This window comes from Mycolicibacterium pyrenivorans (assembly GCF_025821625.1).
GTDB classification, from domain to species: domain Bacteria; phylum Actinomycetota; class Actinomycetes; order Mycobacteriales; family Mycobacteriaceae; genus Mycobacterium; species Mycobacterium pyrenivorans.
In genome coordinates this window covers 1-18,701 of record NZ_JACKSH010000234.1, presented here as the reverse complement: position 1 = coordinate 18,701, position 18,701 = coordinate 1, and the positions used below count along the sequence as shown (strand labels likewise).

Here is an 18,701-nt window from a genome sequence, read left to right as displayed (position 1 = left end):
CGGCTTAACCCGTTATGCCCAAGACCTCGATCCGGCAGGCGGGTCCATGGGCGCGCGCAAGCCGGGCGTCCATCGTCAGCAGGGTCGCGTCAAAAGCCTCGGCCAGCGCCACGTAGAACGCGTCCCATCCCCGTACAGATTCGCGCAGCTGCCATGTTCGGTCGAGCAGCCAGCGGTGGGCAAAGCGCTCGCCGGGCCAGTCGCGTAGGTCAGCGACGGCTTGATTGGCGGCCGTCCCATCCAACCTCCCCTGCAGATACTGACTGCGGATGACCCCCATTACCTCGACATCGATGACATGCGGGGCGGCATGATCGTCGTCCGCGAGTAGGCGCGCCGCGATCTCGTCCGCCCGTGGCGTATCGGCCACTACTTCGAATAGGCAGGAGGCGTCAACGACCAGCATCGGGCCACTCACCGCGCCATTCGTCCAAGGCGGCCAACACTTCCGGAGTTGACACCTGCGACGGCCGGCGGCCGGTCCGCGCCAGCCACTGCTTCACGGACGGGCGTGCTGCCAACCGAGCCGCCTCCCTACGCAGCAGTTCCGGCACGGTGATCCCTTCCTCGCCCGCGCGACGCACGAGTCCGGCGTATACGTCATCATCGAGGTCGCGAATCTGAATCGTCTTAGGCATCTCCGCATGATAACATGCGAGTTTGCATGTCGCGATTCCTCCGCCATCCCTGCTGTCTGCCGCGGGCGGAGTGCCGGTTCATCGATACCTGGTGAAAGTTGGGACGGTGCCGCCATGGCGCCTCTCGGCGAGTGGTCGCACGTAGCGACAGTTGTGGTTGGGGCCCGGGGCATGCCCGGCACCGTCGGAGGGTGTAACTGCTTGGCCCCCGGCGGTATTCCGGTCCGTCCGCCGCCGACCCCCCGAGCCCGGCGGCGGACGGTAGCCGCGTCAGGCGCTTTCGGCGTAGTAGACGCGGCGTTCGCGGACCGGATAGCCGTTGCGCTCTGCCAGTGACTTGAGTTGGCGCAGAGCAAACGTTCGGCCGCGGCCCGCCTCGGGCACGTAGATTCCGGCCCACAGCCCTTCGGCCCGGGGCAGCTCACATGCCTCCCGCGCACACATCCATCGGCGCGGGCATGCACGGCAGATCGTCTTCGCCTCGTCATCGGCGGTGGTGGTCCACCGCTCAGGGTCGCTGGTGCAGGCGCCGACCGGCGTTTCATCCCACGGCATTGCGTTCATCGGTGTCGCTCCTCTGTGCGCCGGGCGGCTCGTTCGCCGCGATGCCGCAAAAACCAGCTCACAAACCATAGCAATGCAACAGTTGATGCTACGGAACCACAGCGGTGCGGGCCGCGCCACCGTGCCGGATGCAGCGGAGAAGTCACCTGTTGTGCCGCTTGAACAGCGGGTTTACCGACTCGACGGGAAGACGTCGGTCGCAGAAATGTCATCGACAATCCGCAGCGTTGGTGCGGTTACTCGAAGCCGGAAGGTGTAGCTTTGACACGGAACCATCGCGGTTTCGCAGATGCGAGTCGTAGCAGCGGCCCCGTCGCTGGGTACGATGCCCCGGCCGATCCGACCAGACAGCACGAGGAATCCCGGTTAGATGACCAACGCGGAGTCGATCGACGGATCGACCGACGTGCCGGACCCCGGGATGGTCAGGGCGGGGGCTGCCGCGGCGGCCCGTCGGCGCGAACTCGACATCAGCCAGCGCAGCCTGGCCGCCGACGGGATCATCAACGCCGGTGCCCTGATCGCGTTCGAGAAGGGCCGGAGCTGGCCGCGCGAGCGAACTCGCGCGAAGCTCGAAGAGGTGCTGCGGTGGCCGCCGGGGACCATCACGAGGCTGCGTCAGGGCGAGCCGGCGCGGCCCGTCGCGGCAGCCCCGAGCCCGACCGGCGACGAGGTGTCGTTGATCGCGCAGGCGGTCGTCACCGCCATCAGCACGTTCAGCTCGACGATCGCGTCGCTTCCGCCTGTCCACGACCCCGCCTTCACGCCCAGGGTCACGGAGATCCTGTCGGATCTGCGTCAACTCGAAGCGGTCGCCGCGCGGGCGGCGCGGATCGGCCGCGTGACGCCGGCGCTGATCAAGGCGCTGGGCACGGTGCGCACCCTGTACGACGATCTGATGGTGCGGGCGGCCGGCGCGCCTGATGCCACCCTCGGGCAGCGGCTCTACGCCGCCCGCCGCGGCGCGAACCTCACCGTGCTCGAAACCGCGCAGGCCGCAGGCGTTTCCGAGGGAGCGATTCGGCAGGCCGAGGCCGAGGAACCGGTCTCGCGCGCCGAAGTCGAGGCGATCGAGGAGTTGGTCACCCAGATCGCCTGAGCGGGTTCAGTGCCGGTCGCGTGACCGGTCGTCCTGGGTGGGGAAGTGCGCGGCCAGGGCGGCGCAGATCTCGAGGAACCGCCGCCGGGCGGGCGGCGACATCTCGCGTGTCCCGTCGATGACCCCGCCTGGACGCAGGTGTCCGTCGAACGGCACCTCGACGACGAGCTGACCCTGACTCGAGAACTGTTGGGCCAGAATCGTCCTGGTGCGCTTGTCGGCGTGACCGTCGGAGTCGTTGAGGACCACGATGGTGCGCTGCAGCAGGCCGGTGAGGCCCCGGCTGGCCAACCAGTCGAGGGTTTGGCCTGCGGCTGCCGCGCCGTCCACCCACGGCGTGGACACCACGACGAGCGCGTCGAGGTCGCGCAGGACCTCCTGGGTCACGGGCGTGTCCATCGTGGAACTGCAGTCGATGATGGAGATGGTGAAGTGCCGGTCGAGGCGCGAGGTCGCCTCGCGGTAGATCGCCGAATCCAGCACCCGACGACGGGCGGGCGTGGCCTCACCGGCCAGCACGAACAGCCCCGCGGCGTTGTTGCCGACCCGGTTGCGGACGTCGGCGAACGTCTCGAGGTGCTGATCGCCTGCCAGCTCCCAGAACGATCCCTGCGCCTTCGGGTCGACCCGGCTGCCGAGCTTGCCGAAGGCGGTGTCGGCGTCCACGGCGACGACCCGGTCGTCCTGGCGCAGTTCGGCGAGCACCGATCCGATGCAGGCCGACACCGTGGTCTTGCCGGCACCCCCCTTGCCCATCACGCCGATCTTGAAATGGCCGCGCAACGGGCCGCGGATCCTGGCCTCGAGTTCGGCGATGCGCCGTTCCTCGGGTGACGGGCCCAGGTTCACCAGGCCGAACGTTGCCTTGTACAACCCCAGCCGCCAGCCGCGTTTGGGAGCGGGCTTGCGGGTGGGCACGAGATCGCCGGCGCGGATGCGCTCGGCGTACGAGCCGGGCTGCGGGGCTGCCGCGGGTGGAGCCTGCGGACTCGGTGGCGCCTGACCGGGCCATGAGCCGCCGTGCTGCGGCGGGAGACCGTGGGGAGCGGGGGGACGTGCGGGCTGCGGCCACGCCGGCGGGCGTGGCTGCCCCCAGCCCTCGGGACGGTGCGGCGCGGGCGGCGGTCCGTGGCGGTCGGCGGCAGCGCGGAAGACGCCGACTGGGCGTTCGGGTTCGGGAGGCGTGGGCGGGCCGCTTCCAGGGCCGTCATCCGTGGTCGCACTCGGGGTGAAATCGACGGGCGGTCGCGGAGGAACCGTCACGTTCGGTGGCGCCGCCGGTGGGGTGTGTTCGGGGACGGGCTCGTAGTTGGATTCTTCGGGCCCCGTCCACCCCAGGTCTTTCCGCAATGCGTCATCGCGGTTGGTCACAACGCTTCTCCTCCGGATGTGATCCGTCGCCGGAACTAGGCCGGGCACTGTGGAACTCGGCACCCGCCAGGCTAGCTGCACCGAATACGAGCAAACTACTTGCGGAACGCCGAAGCCGGGCGCTGACCGGAGCCGTCGCGGCAGTCGCTCAAGTCACGTGAGGCGTCAACTCCAGGTGGCGCGGTGCCTAGAGTTAGCCGCGCGCGCCAAGTCGGCGATGGGATTACCGCGCGGGGTCGTGGCTGCGTGAGCGGGAGGATGCTCGGGTGGCGCGTTGGGCGCACAACGATGGCACCGCGTACCCGTACCCGAAGGACCGGGTTTGAGGCGATGCGTGCCGGTCAGCCTGTCGAGGTCCAGGGCCACGAGGTGAATCGGTGGCGGACGGGGACCGTGGCGCATCCGGTGCCGCGCCGGGTGATGGTCGATGTGAATGGCCGAATGAGTCGCGGAGGGCATCGCTGATGGCCTATGTTGCGCGTCCCAAGGTCAACACGACTGGTGTCTAGGCGATGGTTGCCCGTTACTCCGAAGATGACTGGCAGGCAGCAGTGGCAGGCGAACGCGTCGAAGTCGCATCGCACCGGCGCGCCGTATCCGTGTCAGCGGATGTTGGATGGCCTACGGGCCGGGCAGACGGTCAACGTCCCGTCGTACGCGGTGCCGGGGACGACGCTCAAGACATCGCCATCGCGCCCTGGACCGCCTCTGATGCACGGCCCGCGCGCCGGTACCCCGTCGCGAATCTATCCTGCGCGGGCGATCGTCAGCCCGGGCGACACGGTCGCCTTCAACGATGACAACGTGGCCGAGTTGTGGCTCGAGGAGAACGACATATGACCCTCCTTTCTGAACGCGTCGAGAACTTCGAGGGTCGACTCACGGGGAGGGGCTAGTACGCGCGGTGGCACGGGCCTGCTTGTAGAGTCGGCGACACAGGCGCTGACGATTGGTCAGGTGTATGCAGTGAAGTGGGGACGGTAGTGGCTGCCAACACTGTCATAGCGATCGACGGGATTTCTGTTGTCGTGCGAGGACATTTCAACGCCGCGATTTTCTCGCCCCTCTGGATGCTTCAACAGAACTTGATCGGGCCTAATGATTTTGCATCTGCAGAAATCGAAGTAATCACAAGTGAATTTGCTTCATTCTCGACCGGCTGGCTCAACTGTCAGGTTGTTCCAGATACTCTGCAACTCAATACATCTGAGGGCGCAGAATTTGAGCGCGTCCGGGACGCTGCTATAGGAATCCTAAGCGCCTTACCTCACACGCCTGTCGCGGCGGTTGGAATCAACCGCTCGTTGCACTTTCAGGCTAATTCCAAAGAACAGTACCACGCCATAGGCGACCGCTTGTTGCCGAAGGACTTCTGGGAACCTCTGCTCGATCTGCCACTCACTCGGAATGTGACGCTTTGGGGTCAGCGTCCTGATTCCTACGGCGGGCGGGTTCAAGTTCAAGTCGAGCCATCTATGCGAATTCCCGGACACGTTTACGTGTCGCACAGTGATCATTTCAACTTGCAAGTCATCGAGGAACGGGCGACTTCACGTGACGAAGCTTGGTCGATGGAGTCCGCGAACGCTCCGTCCGAACCATCTGCCGCCAAGATAAGAGTCGCGCAGGAGATACTGTCGACAGTGTGGGCATCCTGTATCAAGCGCTCCAATGAGGTAGTCGAAGCGATAGCGAGGATTCAGTAGTGACTCTTGCCACGGGCACCGCGAATGTATCCGAGGGCTACGACTCGTCCGAGAGTGTGGGAAGCTGGAACGCATACCGTCGTGACTGGCTTCGCAAAAGGTTCGGATCTACCCCGCCAAATCTGCCGGATGACACGCTACCGGCGGGCGATGACGAACCGAGTCAGCAAGGCGACCGTCTAACTGCCCAGGCGCAGGCTTTTCATGATTTGAACTACAAGCGAGCAGATGCAGTACGTGCTGCATTTAATCGCAACGAAGAGCAAGGCGACTACCTGCACGCCGTACCCACTGTCCGCGTAACTGGCATGGAGAAGTGGGAGGGGCGCGTTCTTGAGGTTGACGACGAGTTCTTCTCCGCCGAACTTGTGCCATTGGAGGGCGGACCAGTCGTTATCGCTGATTTTGGCGTCGACTCCCTCGCGGAGGGGGATGACGTCCACCCAGGCGATGTTGTCTACGTCACTGTGCGTACTGTTCGGGCTGCCGGTGGGCCGAGTCGGACTTCCGCGATACGCCTTCGGAGATTGGGTAAATGGACCGAAGAAGAGGTCGCCGATCAGAAGCGCAGGGCGCGGGAGCAATTTGCTGAGCTAGCCAACTACATTGACGACTAGCGTTGCTCGTGAGACGCCGCCCGGCCCCCATGAAATTGAAGTGTCGGTTTTCGGGCCAGGCAAGGGGGAATCAATCGCTGTTCATATTGGGGGCGGTGAATGGATAATCGTCGATTCATGCGTTGACCAAAAATCGCAGACTATCCCGGTCCTTGTGTACTTGGCTGCAATCGGCGTCAACGTGGCGACCGATGTAAAGTTGGTCGTCGGTACACACGCGCACGATGACCATATCGCGGGTTTGGGCCGGGTGTATGAAGCGTGTTGCAGCGCTGTATTTATATGCTCAGCCGCCTTAACGACTGAGGAATTCTTGCACGATGTCAATGCAGATGAGGACGTAGCGACGTATGTCCGTAAACGAATACGGAACGAATACCGTTTCCTCTTTGAGGTTGTAAAGACGCGCCCTCCTGGAAAACGGATCAAACACGCCGTCCAGGAATTGACGCTCTTTATGCGCGCGCAAGAACGCGAGGTACCCGCGGCGTCGGTCGTCGCGATGTCGCCGTCGAGTGAGTCCATCGACCGCGCCAGGAAGGAGTTGGCGACGGGCCTAAGCAGGGCAGGCCAACGAAAACGACTGCGCGCCACCGACCCAAATGATCTGGCTGTTGCGCTTCTTGTGCGAGTTGGCGATACCAATGTCGTTCTGGGTGCGGATTTATTGCGGGGGCCGGAGGGGTCAGGCTGGATGGGGGTTCTCGATGTCTTTGCACCTGACCCGCTAGCCAGCCTGTTTAAGGTTCCCCATCACGGCGCGCCGAATGCGCATCACGAAGAGGTTTGGACTCAGTTGCTTGCTCAACAGGTGGTGTCGGTCCTTGCGCCATTCCGCGCGGGTGTGACGCCACGTCCTCAGCCCGGGGACATCCAGCGATTAAAGGATCGCTCGTCGGAGGTTTACTCGTCCGCCAATCCGAAGCTGCCAGCGGCCGACAAGGCTATGCGTCGCACTCGGGCATCGCTCGCAGGTTTCGGTGACAACGTTCGTGCCGAGGGAGTCAGCGGTCAGGTGCGAGCAAGGAAGCCAGCCGCCGCCCACGAAACGTGGGAAGTCTCGGTGTTTCCTCCTGCAATGCAGCTATGACACTCGCGCACGATGTTCTGCCAGGCAGCGGTGCGCCCCGGCACCGCTTCTCGACGGACGCAACTGGGGGCTGTATCGGGGCTAACTGCCACACAGGAAGCGCGGAGCGAACCAAAACTTGACGCGCGCATTCTCAGAACTCACTCGCACCAATTCCCCGTGCTACGTCTCCCCTTGCTCGTCCTGCTTCTCGGTCACGTTGATGTACCCCCGGCTAGCCATGTAGCGCAGGTTCTTTCGGTTCGGAATTAGGTAAGGAGCGAACACCGAGCGGCCACGCCATACTCGAGGCATCGCTGCATGAAGCCAAGTCAGCGTCCACGCCAGCGGGGCGTCGGTGGGTAGGAATATCCACCCAGATTGGTCGGGGTGCTCGACATAGTGCAGACCCATGGGGTTGTTCGGTCGGATGTAAAAGTACACACCTTGGCCGAGGACGCATATCGCATCCAGTGGTGGCTGCGGAGCGTTGCCATCGTCCTTGGGCCCGTCGGTTTTTCCCTCTGGAGGCGGAATAAGGCCAGCTTCTTGCAGTCGTTCGCTGACGGAGTCGACCTTCATCTTGCTGGCGAAAGCAATTACGAAATACCCAGGTACAAGGCCCATTTCCATAATTTGTACCTGTTGGCCGACTGTACCGACGAAGTCGCCCTTGTTGAGTGTCATTCGCAATTGTTTGAACTTGGCACCTTTTTGCAGACAGTCTTCAAGCTTGTGCGGTGTCAGGGTCGCCTTCACTTCGCCGGCGGCCGACACGCCATCGACCAGATAGGTTCCGGCGCGTTCGTGTGGGAATGAGAGCGGGTGGTCAAGGTTGGTGATGACTACGTCGGTCTGACGGGATTTGTCCCCATAGGCGTCGTAGACGTGGCCGTGTCCGACGCCGTAACCCGCGGGGAGTGCGCCGCGCAGAGTGTCGCGGACGGCTGCCTCGGCTTGTTCACCGATAGTGAGGCTGTGGTCTGATTCGAGTCGTGCTCTGTCGAGCTCGAGTTTCAGTGCCTGTTCGGCATTCGCCAGGATCGTCTCAAACCGTAGGCCGGTTCGTACATTGACGGTCTCTCTCGCTGCGCTCTTCTTTTCCTTGCCCAAATTCCCCGCCCGCAATCTGGCCCCCAGCTACAGACACTCTAGTGAAGGGGGCAAACTTCGGATGTGTTTGGCCCGCCGCCCGGGGGTTGGGTGATGGGCCGAAAGTGTCATCTGTATCAATGTGAGACACCGACCCGCAGAAAGCCGCTCGACGTGGTCCCCGTGATGTTCACGGCGACGATGAGGACGCGGCTCGTCCATAAGGAACAGGAACGCGCCGCGGTCGACCTCCCACATCCCGTTGTCGCCGTCATACGTCAAAACCCCACTTTGTGCTTCGCGTGGCGCCGAGTGCGGGCGGTTGCGAACCCCTTGTACTCGTTGCCTGAGGCATGAACGAGGGACAGTTCCATTACCTGCAGCCAGTACTCGGAACGCTTTGAGTCACGTTGCAGGTAGGACTGCAGATCGTCCTTCACCCACGCCGCGATCTCATCAGTGTCAGGCTGGCTCGAACAGTTGGAGAGTAGAAGCGCGGACACGATGCGTGCGATGGCCGGCCAACGCCGCAGTGGTCCCCCATGTGCCGGGACACTAGTGGCGGGATCCGACAAGAGGGGGAGGAATCGGACAGCAGTGTGCCCCGGCACCGCTTCTCGACGGCCGGGGCAAAACAGGGGGAGCAGATCGGGACTCTCACCACTCGCCCAAAGGGCACCAAGCGCGTGCTTCGCGCGAACGTGTAGACAGCCTCAACATAGTTTGCGAGTTTGCCGCAGATGGTTAAATGCACCAATGACGGGCGCCGAGTTCGAGTACTATGTCGGCCAGGTGCTCCACGAGAACGGACACCATGCGGCGGTGACAAGAGCCTCCGGCGATTACGGTGTCGACCTGGTGCTGAACGGCGAGATAGCCGTCCAGGTCAAGTTTTATTCGGTAGCTGTTGGTCCCGGCGCGGTTCAAGAAGTTGTCGCCGGCAGATCTATGTACGGCTGTTCTGAGGCGTGGGTGGTGACCAATAGCACGTTCACGCGGGCTGCTAGTGCGCTCGCTCAAGCTAACGGCGTACGCCTAATCGCGGGTCAGGAACTTGAATGGATGGCCGACAACCCTGACCAGTCCGCGGATCACCGCGAAAGGTATGAAGCCAGTTTGGCCGCGGCGAAGGCCGCGCAGCGGGCTGAGGAACGCGCCGCGGTGGCCGAGGAACGTGCCGCAATGAAAGAACTGAGAAAGAAGTGGGCCATTCGCACCGACCGTAGGACTTGGAAACAGGCAGATGCCGCACAGAACGAGGGCATCGCGCCACAGCCTTCAAGTTTCAGGCAGCGAATCGCCGGCATGCATGCCAAACGCGAGGCCGAAGCAACTGACCAGGCCCGACGTGTGCGAGCACAGCAGGTCGCCGACTTAAGGGCCAGATTCGAGAAGCGCCCGTAAAGACGGCGGTATGCGTTGCATCTTCTATACGACCGCGGTCAGGAACGGTGCTCGGCGCGCCACCCGAGGGGACTGGGCCCCAGGCTGAGGATAGAGAACACCTGTCCCAAACGGGACATCTGCGGACCAACAGAACAGTGCAGTGCGTCCCGGCGCCGCTTCTCGAGGAACGGTGCGCATTCCCAACAATTCCCAAATTGTTTGCAGATCAAGGGCTTTCGCCGGTCGTCGGCGGCCGAATCATCTTGTAGCGCATAGACTTTGGGAGCTGAAGTGGCACAGCTAACCGCCGAAGTCGAAGCAGCGCTGAACGAGCGCTCATCCCAGGTCGTCGCCGACCGTCTCGTCCGTCAGATGACGCAGGCGGGCAAGGTTTCCGGCGAGGCGTTCAGCAAGGCGCTGCAGGACGAGGCCAACCGCACCGGCATCGCCATGGACAAGATCCGCGGCGACATTGAGAACAAGTTCCGCGACCACGGGCGCACCGCCGGGCGCGGGTTCGGGTCGTCGTTCGGCAGCGAGTTGGCGTCCGCGCTGCCTCTGGTCGGCGGGTTCCAGTCGGCGATGGCGGGATACGAGACCGCCATCGGTGAGACGTTCATGCTCAACGGTTCCGCGCTCGGCGACCCGTCGGCCTCGTGGCTGGGCCGCCTCGCGGGCGCGGCGGCGGGTGTGCGTCCCGCGCTGCCCAACACCGCCGGCGAGATGGGCGGCGAGCAGAACGAAAACATGGCCGAGGCGGGCAAGAAACCGCCGCGCCGCTCACTCCGCAGCAGGCCGAGGCGCAGCAGAAAGCCATGGGGGCCGGCGAGAAAGCCGAGCGGCAGGGCGACAAGTACGAGGTCAACATCAACAACCCGCAGGTCCGCGACATGCAGGGCTCTACCCGCGACGTGCAGAGCGCGATGATGGCGCAGCAGTGGGCCAAGGCGGGCAACCCGTGACGATCCGAATCCCCGCGGGTCTGTCGGGGCACTCTGAAACACTCGGCAGATGACGATCGAGGCAGATATGCCAGGGCCCGGCGACTTTAGGCGGGCAGGAGCGCTGATTACCCACCGTGCCTCGGCCACAGGCACGGATCTTTACGACGGCATTGTCGCGATACTGGAGGAGGCCATCTCCCGACGCCGCATGACGGCCCTTCTGCGCGCGGTCGACAGCAGCTATCGAATCTGGATCGATCAGCTCAGGGACGAGCGCTCACGTCAGATGATCCGCGAGCTGATCGACGACCTCGCAGTGACATCCGACGACCCCTATGTGCGTCACGCCACAGCGGCGATCATCGCGATGAGGGACCAGGACCGCATACGCTTCACCGAGATCCTTCACGAAGTCAACGCCGACATGCGGCCAGGTGGCGGCAGGCTCATAGGCGCTCTCGCTGACATCTATGCATCCGTGCTTCCCGAGCTCGCCACTCCCACGGGGCGCGAGACACTCCGGGCCTGGACGATCGAGGCGGCGAAGTACGACAACGGCGAGGCGTGACCTCGTCTAGCCGGGGTAGAACGCCTCGCCGACTTCGAGGAGTTTCGGCCAAGTCCGGGTTTGAAACCGGAGAACCCGCCGCAGGTTCAAAGACCGTTCGCCCAGCGGTCAATCTGGGCAAACCGAGCAATGAGGACCTCCGTCAGGGCTACGCTGCCTTTAGCAGCATGTTCAGGGGGCTCGCGTGGTTCGAACAATGTTGGTTGCGGCGTCGCTGGCTATCGCTGGCGGATTAGGTGCGCCTGTTGCATCGGCACAGGTCCCCTTCGAGAATTGCACTCAAGCAAAGAAGGCTGGATACCAGAACATCCCTTCCAGCTCGCCGTACTGCGGGGAGTGGCTGGACAGCGATAACGACGGCATCGGCTGCGAATCGAGCTGACGGCTCATGTCTCAGCAGCGAACCGCCACCGCGAGGGTGAGACTCGCTGGCCAGGTGGTTGTTGTGGCCTCGGTGTTGTTGTTGGTCAACGCACCAGAGGTGAAGGCTGCAGGCCTGTGGGGTGCCATGGCCATCTCTCCGATGACGGGCCGCGCGGGCACGGGATACAACATGTCGAGCCCTGGCAGCGCCGCAAACGTGGCGATTGCAATGTGCGATGCGTATGACTGCAGGGCAGTGATCACCTACGTAAACGCTTGTGGCGCCGTAGCGCAGTCGCCAATTAACAGCACGTGGGGCTGGGCGTGGCACGACAACTACATCGTTGCTCAGAGCCTCGCGACGGTCGGATGCACTGATGCGGGCGGCATCGGCTGCTTGATTGTCGGCTGGTCATGCAGCGGGTACTGAGATGAGCGTGCCTACGCCGCCACCGGGCTGGTACCCAGACCCAGGCGGACCTCGGGGCCGACGGTACTGGGACGGTCGCCAATGGCTTGGCGCCATCCCACCGCCACCACGACGGCGGCCGTCGCCACCGAGTAGCGGAGTCAGCTGGACGGTGCTCCTCGCGGTTGGAGGTGGCGTCCTGCTGCTACTCCTCATGGTGGCCGGTGCGATCGCCGGTGACCGAGATGACAAGCCGACCGCATCGACCGAGGCAACGAGCTTTCAAGCCCGGTCCCCGACGAGCCAGCCGCCGGTAGCCGGGTCACCGAGTACGGGCGCTACGGCGCCCAATCCCAGACCGACGATGAGCGACGCGGATAGCGGCCGGGTCGCGTTCATAGGCACTCTCGACTTGTTCGACGTTCCCTACGGCAGCGAAGACGGTGCTGTGCAGCAGGCCAAAGGGCTATGCCTCTGGTACGAGGTCAACGACACGTTCTTTGAAATGGGTGCGGCGCAGCTGCTCAAAGAGAACCCGGAGTTCACTCCAGAGGATGCCGGGCATTTCGCTGGCGCGGCGACGGCGATCTACTGCCCGGAGCACGGCCCGAAGGGGGGAGGCTGATGCACAGCGGCGACCCAGTCGACGACGACGCGCCCACCGGGTACGCACCCACCGAGCTCGGTGACGCGATCGAGGAAACCGAGGCCGTCACCGCATGGTCGCTCGACGACGGCGAGGAATGGCAGCTGCCGCGGCGGTGGACGCCGGCACGAATCACGGCCGCAGCGGTGGGCGCCAGCATCGTCGCCGTCGGGGCCGCATCAGCTGTAGCGGCCTGGCAATTGCGGCCCGGAACCGGCCACGACGGCGCCGGCGGCGCCACCTACCCCCAGCAGCACGGAGACGTCGACGAGCGCAGCATCACCTCCCACGCCGCCAGTCGCCACTCCACCGGCAAGTCGCCGGCCAGCACCCGTCACCATTCCTGCACCCGGCGGCAGCGTGTTTGTCGGCACCAAGTCCGGTCGCACGCTCTGCCAGCTTTCTGGCGGCTCCGTCACCTGCCTGGTCGACTTCGTCGTCAACACCCCTATCCGATATGGGGCGCCGGCCAACGGAGTCAGTGTCAACACTCTCGGCGACTTCGAATCGACCCCCGGCGATGCAGGCCAGCAGCCGTACAACACCCTCGACTATGAGGTTGAGTACCGTACGCTCGGTTGGACCATCACCCCCACACGTGAGGGAACCACGTTCACCAACGACCGGACCGGCCACGGCATGACCGTCAGTGTTGAAGGGGCGATGCCGTTTTGAACCGCGATCTCCAAGCGCGAGGCGCCCTCGCCGCCACGGCGTGCCGGATCTACGGCGGCTCGGCCGAGTGCACCGACGCGCTGCTCAATGAGCGTCTCGGATGCCGCTCGTCACCCGATTAGTCGTCACCCAACTCGGACCACACGTCGACTGCCCGGACCCGTGGCTGGTGGAGGTGGACCTGGCGGGTGCGGTCGCGACGAGGAGGCGGTCCAGCGGCACGACTCGAGCGGGCTGCACAACGGCACGTGTCGGGGGTGCTTGCCGACCGGGGCGCCGGGGACGTGCTGGCGGTGCGGCGTGCTCGAGCCCCGATTACTGCGACACGCCGGGGCCCGTGCTAGGGAAGAGATAGCGGGCGATGACATATAGCACGCCGATACTCTCGGCTACCACGGAAGCGAAGTACGCGATCATCACGCTTGCCGCGATCTCGTCCCATTGCGAGCACACGTACAGGCCCATGAACACAGTGGCCATAGCGGTCAACCCGCCAACGACGCGTAGCGTCCATTTGACCAGGGCGCGACGGTAGTTGTTGGCCGCCCGGAGGGCTCGGTACTTTTCGTCGTCAATTCGCTTGTCTACGGACGCGTCCGGGCGCTTGACCGGGCTGACCAAAGCGTCCGCGAGCGCGCTGTCGAATTCTTCGCCGCCCTCGGTACCGAGGTCGACATCGAGCTCGTCGTCGTTCACTGCCGACGGGCCAGCCGCTTCAGACGCATGTTGAGCGCGGCTGGCGAGACGCCGAAGTAAGCCGCCAACTCCAGGTTGGTCATGCCGCGACGCTGCATCCTCGCGATCTCGTCCGCGGGCATGAGCAAATTGCCGGCGAACTCGTCGGCGTAGAACTCATGAAGGTCGTACTTGGTGCCGCGTTCATCGATGAACGCGAAGTCCTCTTGGCCCTGGTTGATTCGCTCGACGTAGTGGCCAAGCTCGTGCGCAATGGTGAATCGCTGTCGAGCCTCGTTCTCCGTCGCGTCTACGTAGATCACCGGCACCTCTGGCGGTCGGGATCGGATCATTCCGGAAACGCCGTCGCGCAGGTAGGCGAACTCGATCCGGACGCCCATCCGCTCGGCGACGCCCTCGACATTGACAGGAAACAGACCGGGCTTCGAGAAGTCGCGGGCCGTAGCTTCTGCGTCCGACTTTGCACGATCAACGACGAGTGCCACAGCAAACCACCTCCCCAGCTCCGCCTCGATGGTACCGCCAGTATCAGACAGATCCGCGCAAGCCCCGCCGACGGGCAAAGCCGCCTTCACCTGGAGGCCGAGCTTGATGGCCATGTTTTCCGACGCTTGGGCCACATCGCTCGCGGCTCCGATTCAAGACCAGGGGCGAAGTTGTATGCTGCGATTCTGGTTGGCGATACCGGCGGCTGCAGTCGGAAGCGGCGGCGCCGGTGGCGTGTTCCCGCTGAATGAGTCCAACCAGTTTTAGAGTCCTGTGGCCCGATGTCGGGCCGGAAGGGACTATGAGACACATGGCTGGTCGGAAGCGGAATTCCGCGGAGGACATCGTGCGCAAGTTGCGCCGCGCGGATGAGCTGGCTGCTGAGGGCAAGACTGGCGAGGAGATCGCTGCCGAGCTGCAGGTCTCGCCGGCGACGCTGTACAACTGGCGGCGCACCTACGGCGGCATGGACACCGACGCCGCCAAGGAACTTAAGGAGCTGCGCGAGCAGAACGCGCGCCTCAAGCGGCTGCTGGCCGAGGCCGAGCTAGAGAAGGACGCCTTGCGGGAGGTGGCCAAGGGAAAATTCTGAGCCCAGCTGCCAAGCGCCGGGCCGTGGACATGCTCAAGTCGACGTTGAGCATGTCGGAGCGGCTGGCGTGCAAGGCCGTTGGGCTGGCCCGCTCCACCTACCGCCGTCGACCGGTGGCGCAGACCCCAGCCGACCCGGACGCCGAGATGAGGGCCTGGCTGCGCGCCTACGCCACCAAAAACCCCTGCCACGGGTTCCGACGCGCCTGGGCAGCGCTGCGCTACGACGAGCGCCGTGCGGTCAACAAGAAGAAGATCCACCGCCTGTGGCGTGAGGAGGGTCTGCAGGTGCGGGTGCACAGCCCGCGCAAGAGGGCCGGGGTCTCCTCGGCGCCACCGGTGAAAGCCGATGCGCCGAAGGTGGTGTGGGCGATCGACTTCCAGTTCGACTCCACCATCGACGGCAAGGCCATCAAGATCGCCTCGATGATCGACGAACACACCCGCGAGTCGCTGCTGAACCTGGTGGAGCGTTCGATCACCGGCGAGCACTTGGTCGAGGAGCTCAAGAAGGTGTTCGCCGCTCACGGTGGCCCGCCGGTGGTGCTGCGCCTGGACAACGGTCCGGAGATGGTGTCACAAGCGCTCCAACGGTTCTGCGAGAACAGAACCGGCATGGTGTACATCCCGCCGGGCTGCCCGTGGGACAACGGCTACATCGAATCGTTCAACAACCGACTACGCAAGGAGTGCCTCAACCGCAACTACTGGAACACCCTGTTCGAGGCCCGCGTGGTCATCGGCGACTTCAAAATCGAACACAACACCCGACACCGGCACTCAGCGCTCGGGTACCGAACGCCGGCCGAGTACGCTGCCGCCTGCAGCTGCACCCACACCCCAGTGGCCTGCAGCATCACCTGAGAACGGATCAAACAACCCGACTCTAAAACCGCACGGACTCAATATCGGGGACTCGCCACCGGCATCTGCAGCTGCGATGTATTCCGTTCGGGCCAACCCGTGGTGCCGACGGTATCGCGCTGCTACCCGGTGAACCCGGCCGAGCCGTGGCCGATGTTCCCGCTGGGGCAGCCGCAGCGGCACCTGTGACCGTGAGCCGTTTAGGTCGCGTCGGGAGCGGCACCGCCACTGTAGGAGTGGGCCTTTAGGACGGTCGGACGTTCAAGGCCGAGTGCCTGCTGCCAATCTGAAGCCAGGTCGCGGCTCTTCATCCAGGACCATTCGGCAACAGATGCGCACAGCGGATAGCCAGGGAACCACGGCAGGAGTCCTTCATGGAGCGGATTCGTCAGCCCGAGATCAGTTAGAGGCTTTTGCAGCTTGTGCACTTGATCGCTCCATTGCATTCGTGGTCTGTAATGCACTATCGCATTTCGCAATTGGATAAGTAGGCTGACATCGCGGCGCGGTGTGTGACTGCTGTCGAGTCGAGGCTGTCCCGCGCACATGAGCACCAGGTCATACTTCTCAAGCACGGCCAGCGCCCGCTCCAGTCTCTCGTATCGGTTGAGCCGTCTGATGTGCTCGATTGTGCCGGGCAGCAGGCCCCAAAGATTCGGGTTTGTTGCGGCATAGAATCGATCGCATACTGCCATAGCTCATTGACCAGGGCCTCAAGGAAAGAAACTGACTCTGTGATAGCGGCGATCGCGTAAGACTCGACGCTCTGACTGGGCACCTCTGCTCCGGCAGCGACGAACTCCGATTCAAGCGCGCGGCAGTGATAGGCCATAAGGCTGGCAGCCGAGAGGTGCCGTCGGGCGAACCGAGGTCGCGTGCCGATCGGAACATCGAACACTTCCTCGACGTCGTCATCCATCTCGGTGCTGTCCCATCAATTCGGCATCGGTACGGCAACCCACTCGGGCTGACCGGCCCAGCGGACGTAGAGCTGGTTGGGGCGGGGGTGACCGAAGGTGCCGGCGATAAGCATGTCGGCGCCCTCACCAGGACGAATAACGCTGCCCCTGGGGAGGTTACGCGTTATCGGTCCAACTTCCGTAGCGTCGACTTCGACGTGATCGGCGATATCAGTGCCGGTATTGCGGAGTACGTAGCGACTTCCGGACGGGTGCTCGATCTGCCATGAAACGTCGGCCGCCGCCTGAGTCACGGTCGGGGTGCCGAACGCCTCGCCGGACGGAATGCCCTTCGCGCTGATCTGTTGATCGCTCGCTGGATTCGACGCCGCCCGTGCCTGTTCGATCTGGTGCTCAACCATTCGCTCAGTGAGACGGTTGGCGCGTTCAGCGGCCTCCGCGCTGCGCAGCGCCGCCTCAGAGCTCTGTCGATCCCAGCGCAGCGATCTCCAAGACAGCGTCACCGATATGACGGAGAGCATCAGCGCCGCCAGTGCGACAGCGGCAGCTATCCACGCCGGGTCACTCCAGTCAATATCGAAAAGCCGCATGCCGACTTTCATTACTCCACCCTTGGTTCCAAACTTTAGCGGTGGCCACCGTCACGAGGCGAGTTTCAAAGAGAGCTTGACTTAGAGTCGGGTGACAGCACCACTGGTATCGACTTCCCACCGCCGTCCTGCAGAGTCGGTGTATCTAACCGCGGCGAAGTCGGCCGGAGTGTTGGGCAGGCTGTCCTGTTGGTAGAGCACCAGCAGGTCATCGGTTTCGAGTGCCAGGCCTCGCAACTGTTCAGCAACATGGAAGCTGCTTCCGTCCCTCTGCGGGAACACGTAGAAGCCGTTCACCGAGGCGATCTCCAGTTCCAGAGTTTCGCCGCCGTGGATGAACTTCGCGACCCCAATGTCGAAGATCCGGTCCGTGCGCCGGTTCTTCACCCCGATCGCGGGAGTCGGGATCATCGGCCCAATGGGTTGCCGCTTACCCAGCATCTCTGCCGTGACCTGCACCAGGCCAGCTTGCCGCGCGAGATCCGATGCCTCCTGGGCGTGCTCTTGCGCTCGTGCGTCGTCCGTGCGGCGGCGGTCAGTGACCGAGATCCACAGCGCAGCGCCCGCTGCGACGAAGCTACCCAGCGCCCCAAGCCATTGACCGAAACCGGTGTACCAGTCCACGTCTTGACCAACAGCACGGGCGATCTGACTACCTACGAACAGCATGACTATCGCCGCGAGAGCGACTGCTATCGCCCAAAACCCCACTCCGCCTTTGCAGAGCCACCCCTTGCGTTTCGGTGTGATTTTCCCCATGTGCGAAACCTAGCCGACTGTGCTCACAGCACCGCGGCCATCATCACAGCGCGGATCTCGTCGTAGCCGACGGCGGTGTGCCGCTCCGTGGTTGCGACTCGAGGCGTGCCTCAGCACGGTCTGGATGGCGTGCGGCGAGCAGGCTTAGCCGAATGCCCTGGCTGCCATGATGCCCGCTGGGGTTAATGTGGTCCGCAGATTTGGGCCCGTCACGTAGCCCAGTCCGTAAAGCTCCTCCGTCGCGCGTTCGATCTCTGAGTCTGAACCGCTCTGGAAATGTTGGAGGCTCCTGACCTTGGAAACGAGGATGCAGGTATGCCGAAGGAACAGTCAGCTGGAAGCCCACGACGCGCCGTTTTGGCCCCGAGGAGAAGGCCGCCGCAGCCCGGATGGTCCGGGCCTTGCGCGCCGAGCTGGGCACCACGCAGGGCACGGTGCAGCGGGTGGCCAACCAGCTCGGCTCGGCGTGGAGTCGGTCCGCACCTGGGTCCGCCAGGCCGACATCGACGAGGGCCTGACTCCCGGGGTGTCGACTGCGGAGCATCAGCGGCTTAACCTTGATTCACCGATCGACCCTCGGCGTGGGGGCGAATTCGGTTGTGCGCTTTGGAGTCGGGGTGGGCCGTTGTGCGGGATCAGATGATGGCC

General features: G+C 63.9%; 23 protein-coding genes and 2 pseudogenes. 15 read left to right on the top strand and 10 right to left on the bottom strand.

Features of this window, described 5'->3' with window-relative positions:
* Nucleotides 1-4 precede the first annotated feature (4 nt).
* The 3 genes from H7I57_RS25060 to H7I57_RS25050 form a co-directional block, all read right to left on the bottom strand.
* Nucleotides 5-406 (bottom strand): type II toxin-antitoxin system VapC family toxin, encoded by a 402-nt coding sequence (locus tag H7I57_RS25060; RefSeq protein WP_264026831.1) that lies wholly within the window; start codon nucleotides 404-406, stop codon nucleotides 5-7.
* Nucleotides 393-638 (bottom strand): hypothetical protein, encoded by a 246-nt coding sequence (locus tag H7I57_RS25055; RefSeq protein WP_264026830.1) that lies wholly within the window; start codon nucleotides 636-638, stop codon nucleotides 393-395. Before H7I57_RS25055 ends, H7I57_RS25060 begins: the two co-directional genes overlap by 14 nt.
* A 270-nt stretch (nucleotides 639-908) precedes the next feature.
* Nucleotides 909-1,202, bottom strand: a complete 294-nt coding sequence (locus tag H7I57_RS25050) for a WhiB family transcriptional regulator (RefSeq protein ID WP_264026829.1) — start codon at nucleotides 1,200-1,202, stop codon at nucleotides 909-911.
* A 370-nt stretch (nucleotides 1,203-1,572) separates the two neighbouring features.
* On the opposite strand from H7I57_RS25050, the gene H7I57_RS25045 reads away from it, so the two are divergent.
* On the top strand, nucleotides 1,573-2,301 hold the full coding sequence (locus H7I57_RS25045; RefSeq protein WP_264026828.1) for a transcriptional regulator: 729 nt from the start codon (nucleotides 1,573-1,575) through the stop codon (nucleotides 2,299-2,301).
* 6 nt (nucleotides 2,302-2,307) lie between these two features.
* On the opposite strand, the gene H7I57_RS25040 is transcribed toward H7I57_RS25045, so the two are convergent.
* A complete protein-coding gene (locus H7I57_RS25040) occupies nucleotides 2,308-3,672 on the bottom strand; it encodes a MinD/ParA family ATP-binding protein (RefSeq protein ID WP_264026827.1) in 1,365 nt (454 codons plus the stop codon).
* 534 nt (nucleotides 3,673-4,206) lie between these two features.
* On the opposite strand from H7I57_RS25040, the gene H7I57_RS25035 reads away from it, so the two are divergent.
* The 4 genes from H7I57_RS25035 to H7I57_RS25020 all read left to right on the top strand — a co-directional run bounded on the left by H7I57_RS25035 (nucleotide 4,207) and on the right by H7I57_RS25020 (nucleotide 7,085).
* Nucleotides 4,207-4,512, top strand: coding sequence for a hypothetical protein (locus H7I57_RS25035; protein ID WP_264026825.1), 306 nt, complete (start codon nucleotides 4,207-4,209; stop codon nucleotides 4,510-4,512).
* Nucleotides 4,513-4,655: 143 nt separating this feature from the next.
* Nucleotides 4,656-5,378 carry a hypothetical protein gene (locus H7I57_RS25030; RefSeq protein ID WP_264026824.1) on the top strand — a complete coding sequence of 241 codons (723 nt, stop codon included), beginning with the start codon at nucleotides 4,656-4,658 and terminating at the stop codon, nucleotides 5,376-5,378.
* Nucleotides 5,378-5,995: a hypothetical protein gene (locus tag H7I57_RS25025; RefSeq protein WP_264026822.1), complete on the top strand. Its 618-nt coding sequence runs from the start codon at nucleotides 5,378-5,380 to the stop codon at nucleotides 5,993-5,995. Before H7I57_RS25030 ends, H7I57_RS25025 begins: the two co-directional genes overlap by 1 nt.
* Complete coding sequence (locus tag H7I57_RS25020; protein ID WP_264026821.1) at nucleotides 5,985-7,085, top strand: ComEC/Rec2 family competence protein; 1,101 nt, start codon at nucleotides 5,985-5,987, stop codon at nucleotides 7,083-7,085. Before H7I57_RS25025 ends, H7I57_RS25020 begins: the two co-directional genes overlap by 11 nt.
* A 162-nt stretch (nucleotides 7,086-7,247) precedes the next feature.
* Here H7I57_RS25020 and H7I57_RS25015 read toward each other — a convergent pair whose 3' ends face one another.
* Nucleotides 7,248-8,177, bottom strand: coding sequence for a DUF6602 domain-containing protein (locus H7I57_RS25015; protein ID WP_264026820.1), 930 nt, complete (start codon nucleotides 8,175-8,177; stop codon nucleotides 7,248-7,250).
* Nucleotides 8,178-8,912: 735 nt separating this feature from the next.
* Here H7I57_RS25015 and H7I57_RS25010 point away from each other — a divergent pair.
* The 8 genes and pseudogenes from H7I57_RS25010 (at nucleotide 8,913) to H7I57_RS24980 (ending at nucleotide 13,147) form a co-directional block, all read left to right on the top strand.
* Nucleotides 8,913-9,560: a restriction endonuclease gene (locus tag H7I57_RS25010; protein ID WP_264026819.1), complete on the top strand. Its 648-nt coding sequence runs from the start codon at nucleotides 8,913-8,915 to the stop codon at nucleotides 9,558-9,560.
* A 273-nt stretch (nucleotides 9,561-9,833) separates the two neighbouring features.
* On the top strand, nucleotides 9,834-10,469 hold the full coding sequence (locus tag H7I57_RS25005) for a hypothetical protein (protein WP_264026817.1): 636 nt from the start codon (nucleotides 9,834-9,836) through the stop codon (nucleotides 10,467-10,469).
* Nucleotides 10,470-10,553: 84 nt separating this feature from the next.
* Nucleotides 10,554-11,054, top strand: a complete 501-nt coding sequence (locus H7I57_RS25000) for a hypothetical protein (RefSeq protein WP_264026816.1) — start codon at nucleotides 10,554-10,556, stop codon at nucleotides 11,052-11,054.
* A 196-nt stretch (nucleotides 11,055-11,250) separates the two neighbouring features.
* Complete coding sequence (locus tag H7I57_RS24995) at nucleotides 11,251-11,436, top strand: excalibur calcium-binding domain-containing protein (protein WP_264026815.1); 186 nt, start codon at nucleotides 11,251-11,253, stop codon at nucleotides 11,434-11,436.
* 63 nt (nucleotides 11,437-11,499) lie between these two features.
* Nucleotides 11,500-11,847 (top strand): DUF4189 domain-containing protein, encoded by a 348-nt coding sequence (locus H7I57_RS24990; protein ID WP_264026814.1) that lies wholly within the window; start codon nucleotides 11,500-11,502, stop codon nucleotides 11,845-11,847.
* A 1-nt stretch (nucleotide 11,848) separates the two neighbouring features.
* Nucleotides 11,849-11,953, top strand: a pseudogene (locus H7I57_RS33870) (DUF2510 domain-containing protein); the annotation flags it as partial.
* A gap of 237 nt (nucleotides 11,954-12,190) precedes the next feature.
* Entirely contained in the window at nucleotides 12,191-12,451 is a 261-nt protein-coding gene (locus tag H7I57_RS24985) for a DUF732 domain-containing protein (RefSeq protein ID WP_264026813.1), read from the top strand.
* 381 nt (nucleotides 12,452-12,832) lie between these two features.
* Entirely contained in the window at nucleotides 12,833-13,147 is a 315-nt protein-coding gene (locus tag H7I57_RS24980) for a hypothetical protein (RefSeq protein WP_264026812.1), read from the top strand.
* 315 nt (nucleotides 13,148-13,462) lie between these two features.
* Here the strand turns inward: H7I57_RS24980 and H7I57_RS24975 are convergent, their stop codons facing one another.
* Together H7I57_RS24975 and H7I57_RS24970 are read right to left on the bottom strand one after the other, a co-directional pair.
* On the bottom strand, nucleotides 13,463-13,843 hold the full coding sequence (locus H7I57_RS24975) for a hypothetical protein (protein ID WP_264026811.1): 381 nt from the start codon (nucleotides 13,841-13,843) through the stop codon (nucleotides 13,463-13,465).
* Nucleotides 13,840-14,442, bottom strand: a complete 603-nt coding sequence (locus H7I57_RS24970; protein WP_264026808.1) for an ImmA/IrrE family metallo-endopeptidase — start codon at nucleotides 14,440-14,442, stop codon at nucleotides 13,840-13,842. The genes H7I57_RS24975 and H7I57_RS24970 overlap by 4 nt, the downstream gene beginning before the upstream one ends.
* A gap of 197 nt (nucleotides 14,443-14,639) precedes the next feature.
* Here H7I57_RS24970 and H7I57_RS24965 point away from each other — a divergent pair.
* A protein-coding gene (locus H7I57_RS24965; protein WP_264026807.1) for an IS3 family transposase occupies nucleotides 14,640-15,784 on the top strand; the annotation gives its coding sequence in 2 pieces (ribosomal slippage) (nucleotides 14,640-14,907 and nucleotides 14,907-15,784; 1,146 coding nt in all).
* A 200-nt stretch (nucleotides 15,785-15,984) separates the two neighbouring features.
* Here the strand turns inward: H7I57_RS24965 and H7I57_RS24960 are convergent.
* From H7I57_RS24960 to H7I57_RS24950, 3 genes are all read right to left on the bottom strand, one after another.
* Nucleotides 15,985-16,479: a hypothetical protein gene (locus H7I57_RS24960; RefSeq protein ID WP_264026805.1), complete on the bottom strand. Its 495-nt coding sequence runs from the start codon at nucleotides 16,477-16,479 to the stop codon at nucleotides 15,985-15,987.
* A gap of 239 nt (nucleotides 16,480-16,718) precedes the next feature.
* On the bottom strand, nucleotides 16,719-17,306 hold the full coding sequence (locus H7I57_RS24955; protein WP_264026804.1) for a hypothetical protein: 588 nt from the start codon (nucleotides 17,304-17,306) through the stop codon (nucleotides 16,719-16,721).
* A 69-nt stretch (nucleotides 17,307-17,375) separates the two neighbouring features.
* A complete protein-coding gene (locus H7I57_RS24950; protein WP_264026803.1) occupies nucleotides 17,376-18,053 on the bottom strand; it encodes a hypothetical protein in 678 nt (225 codons plus the stop codon).
* A gap of 315 nt (nucleotides 18,054-18,368) precedes the next feature.
* Here H7I57_RS24950 and H7I57_RS24945 point away from each other — a divergent pair.
* Nucleotides 18,369-18,606: pseudogene (locus tag H7I57_RS24945) on the top strand (transposase); the annotation flags it as partial.
* Between the last annotated feature and the right edge of the window lie 95 nt (nucleotides 18,607-18,701).

Bases quoted from the DNA above. Each gene is read 5' to 3' on its own strand.
- H7I57_RS25060 (WP_264026831.1), bottom strand. From the start codon at position 406: ATGCTGGTCGTTGACGCCTCCTGCCTATTCGAAGTAGTGGCCGATACG.
- H7I57_RS25055 (WP_264026830.1), bottom strand. From the start codon at position 638: ATGCCTAAGACGATTCAGATTCGCGACCTCGATGATGACGTATACGCC.
- H7I57_RS25050 (WP_264026829.1), bottom strand. From the start codon at position 1,202: ATGAACGCAATGCCGTGGGATGAAACGCCGGTCGGCGCCTGCACCAGC.
- H7I57_RS25045 (WP_264026828.1), top strand. From the start codon at position 1,573: ATGACCAACGCGGAGTCGATCGACGGATCGACCGACGTGCCGGACCCC.
- H7I57_RS25035 (WP_264026825.1), top strand. From the start codon at position 4,207: ATGACTGGCAGGCAGCAGTGGCAGGCGAACGCGTCGAAGTCGCATCGC.
- H7I57_RS25010 (WP_264026819.1), top strand. From the start codon at position 8,913: ATGACGGGCGCCGAGTTCGAGTACTATGTCGGCCAGGTGCTCCACGAG.
- H7I57_RS25000 (WP_264026816.1), top strand. From the start codon at position 10,554: ATGACGATCGAGGCAGATATGCCAGGGCCCGGCGACTTTAGGCGGGCA.
- H7I57_RS24995 (WP_264026815.1), top strand. From the start codon at position 11,251: ATGTTGGTTGCGGCGTCGCTGGCTATCGCTGGCGGATTAGGTGCGCCT.
- H7I57_RS24985 (WP_264026813.1), top strand. From the start codon at position 12,191: ATGAGCGACGCGGATAGCGGCCGGGTCGCGTTCATAGGCACTCTCGAC.
- H7I57_RS24970 (WP_264026808.1), bottom strand. From the start codon at position 14,442: ATGGCCATCAAGCTCGGCCTCCAGGTGAAGGCGGCTTTGCCCGTCGGC.
- H7I57_RS24960 (WP_264026805.1), bottom strand. From the start codon at position 16,479: ATGGCAGTATGCGATCGATTCTATGCCGCAACAAACCCGAATCTTTGG.
- H7I57_RS24955 (WP_264026804.1), bottom strand. From the start codon at position 17,306: ATGAAAGTCGGCATGCGGCTTTTCGATATTGACTGGAGTGACCCGGCG.
- H7I57_RS24950 (WP_264026803.1), bottom strand. From the start codon at position 18,053: ATGGGGAAAATCACACCGAAACGCAAGGGGTGGCTCTGCAAAGGCGGA.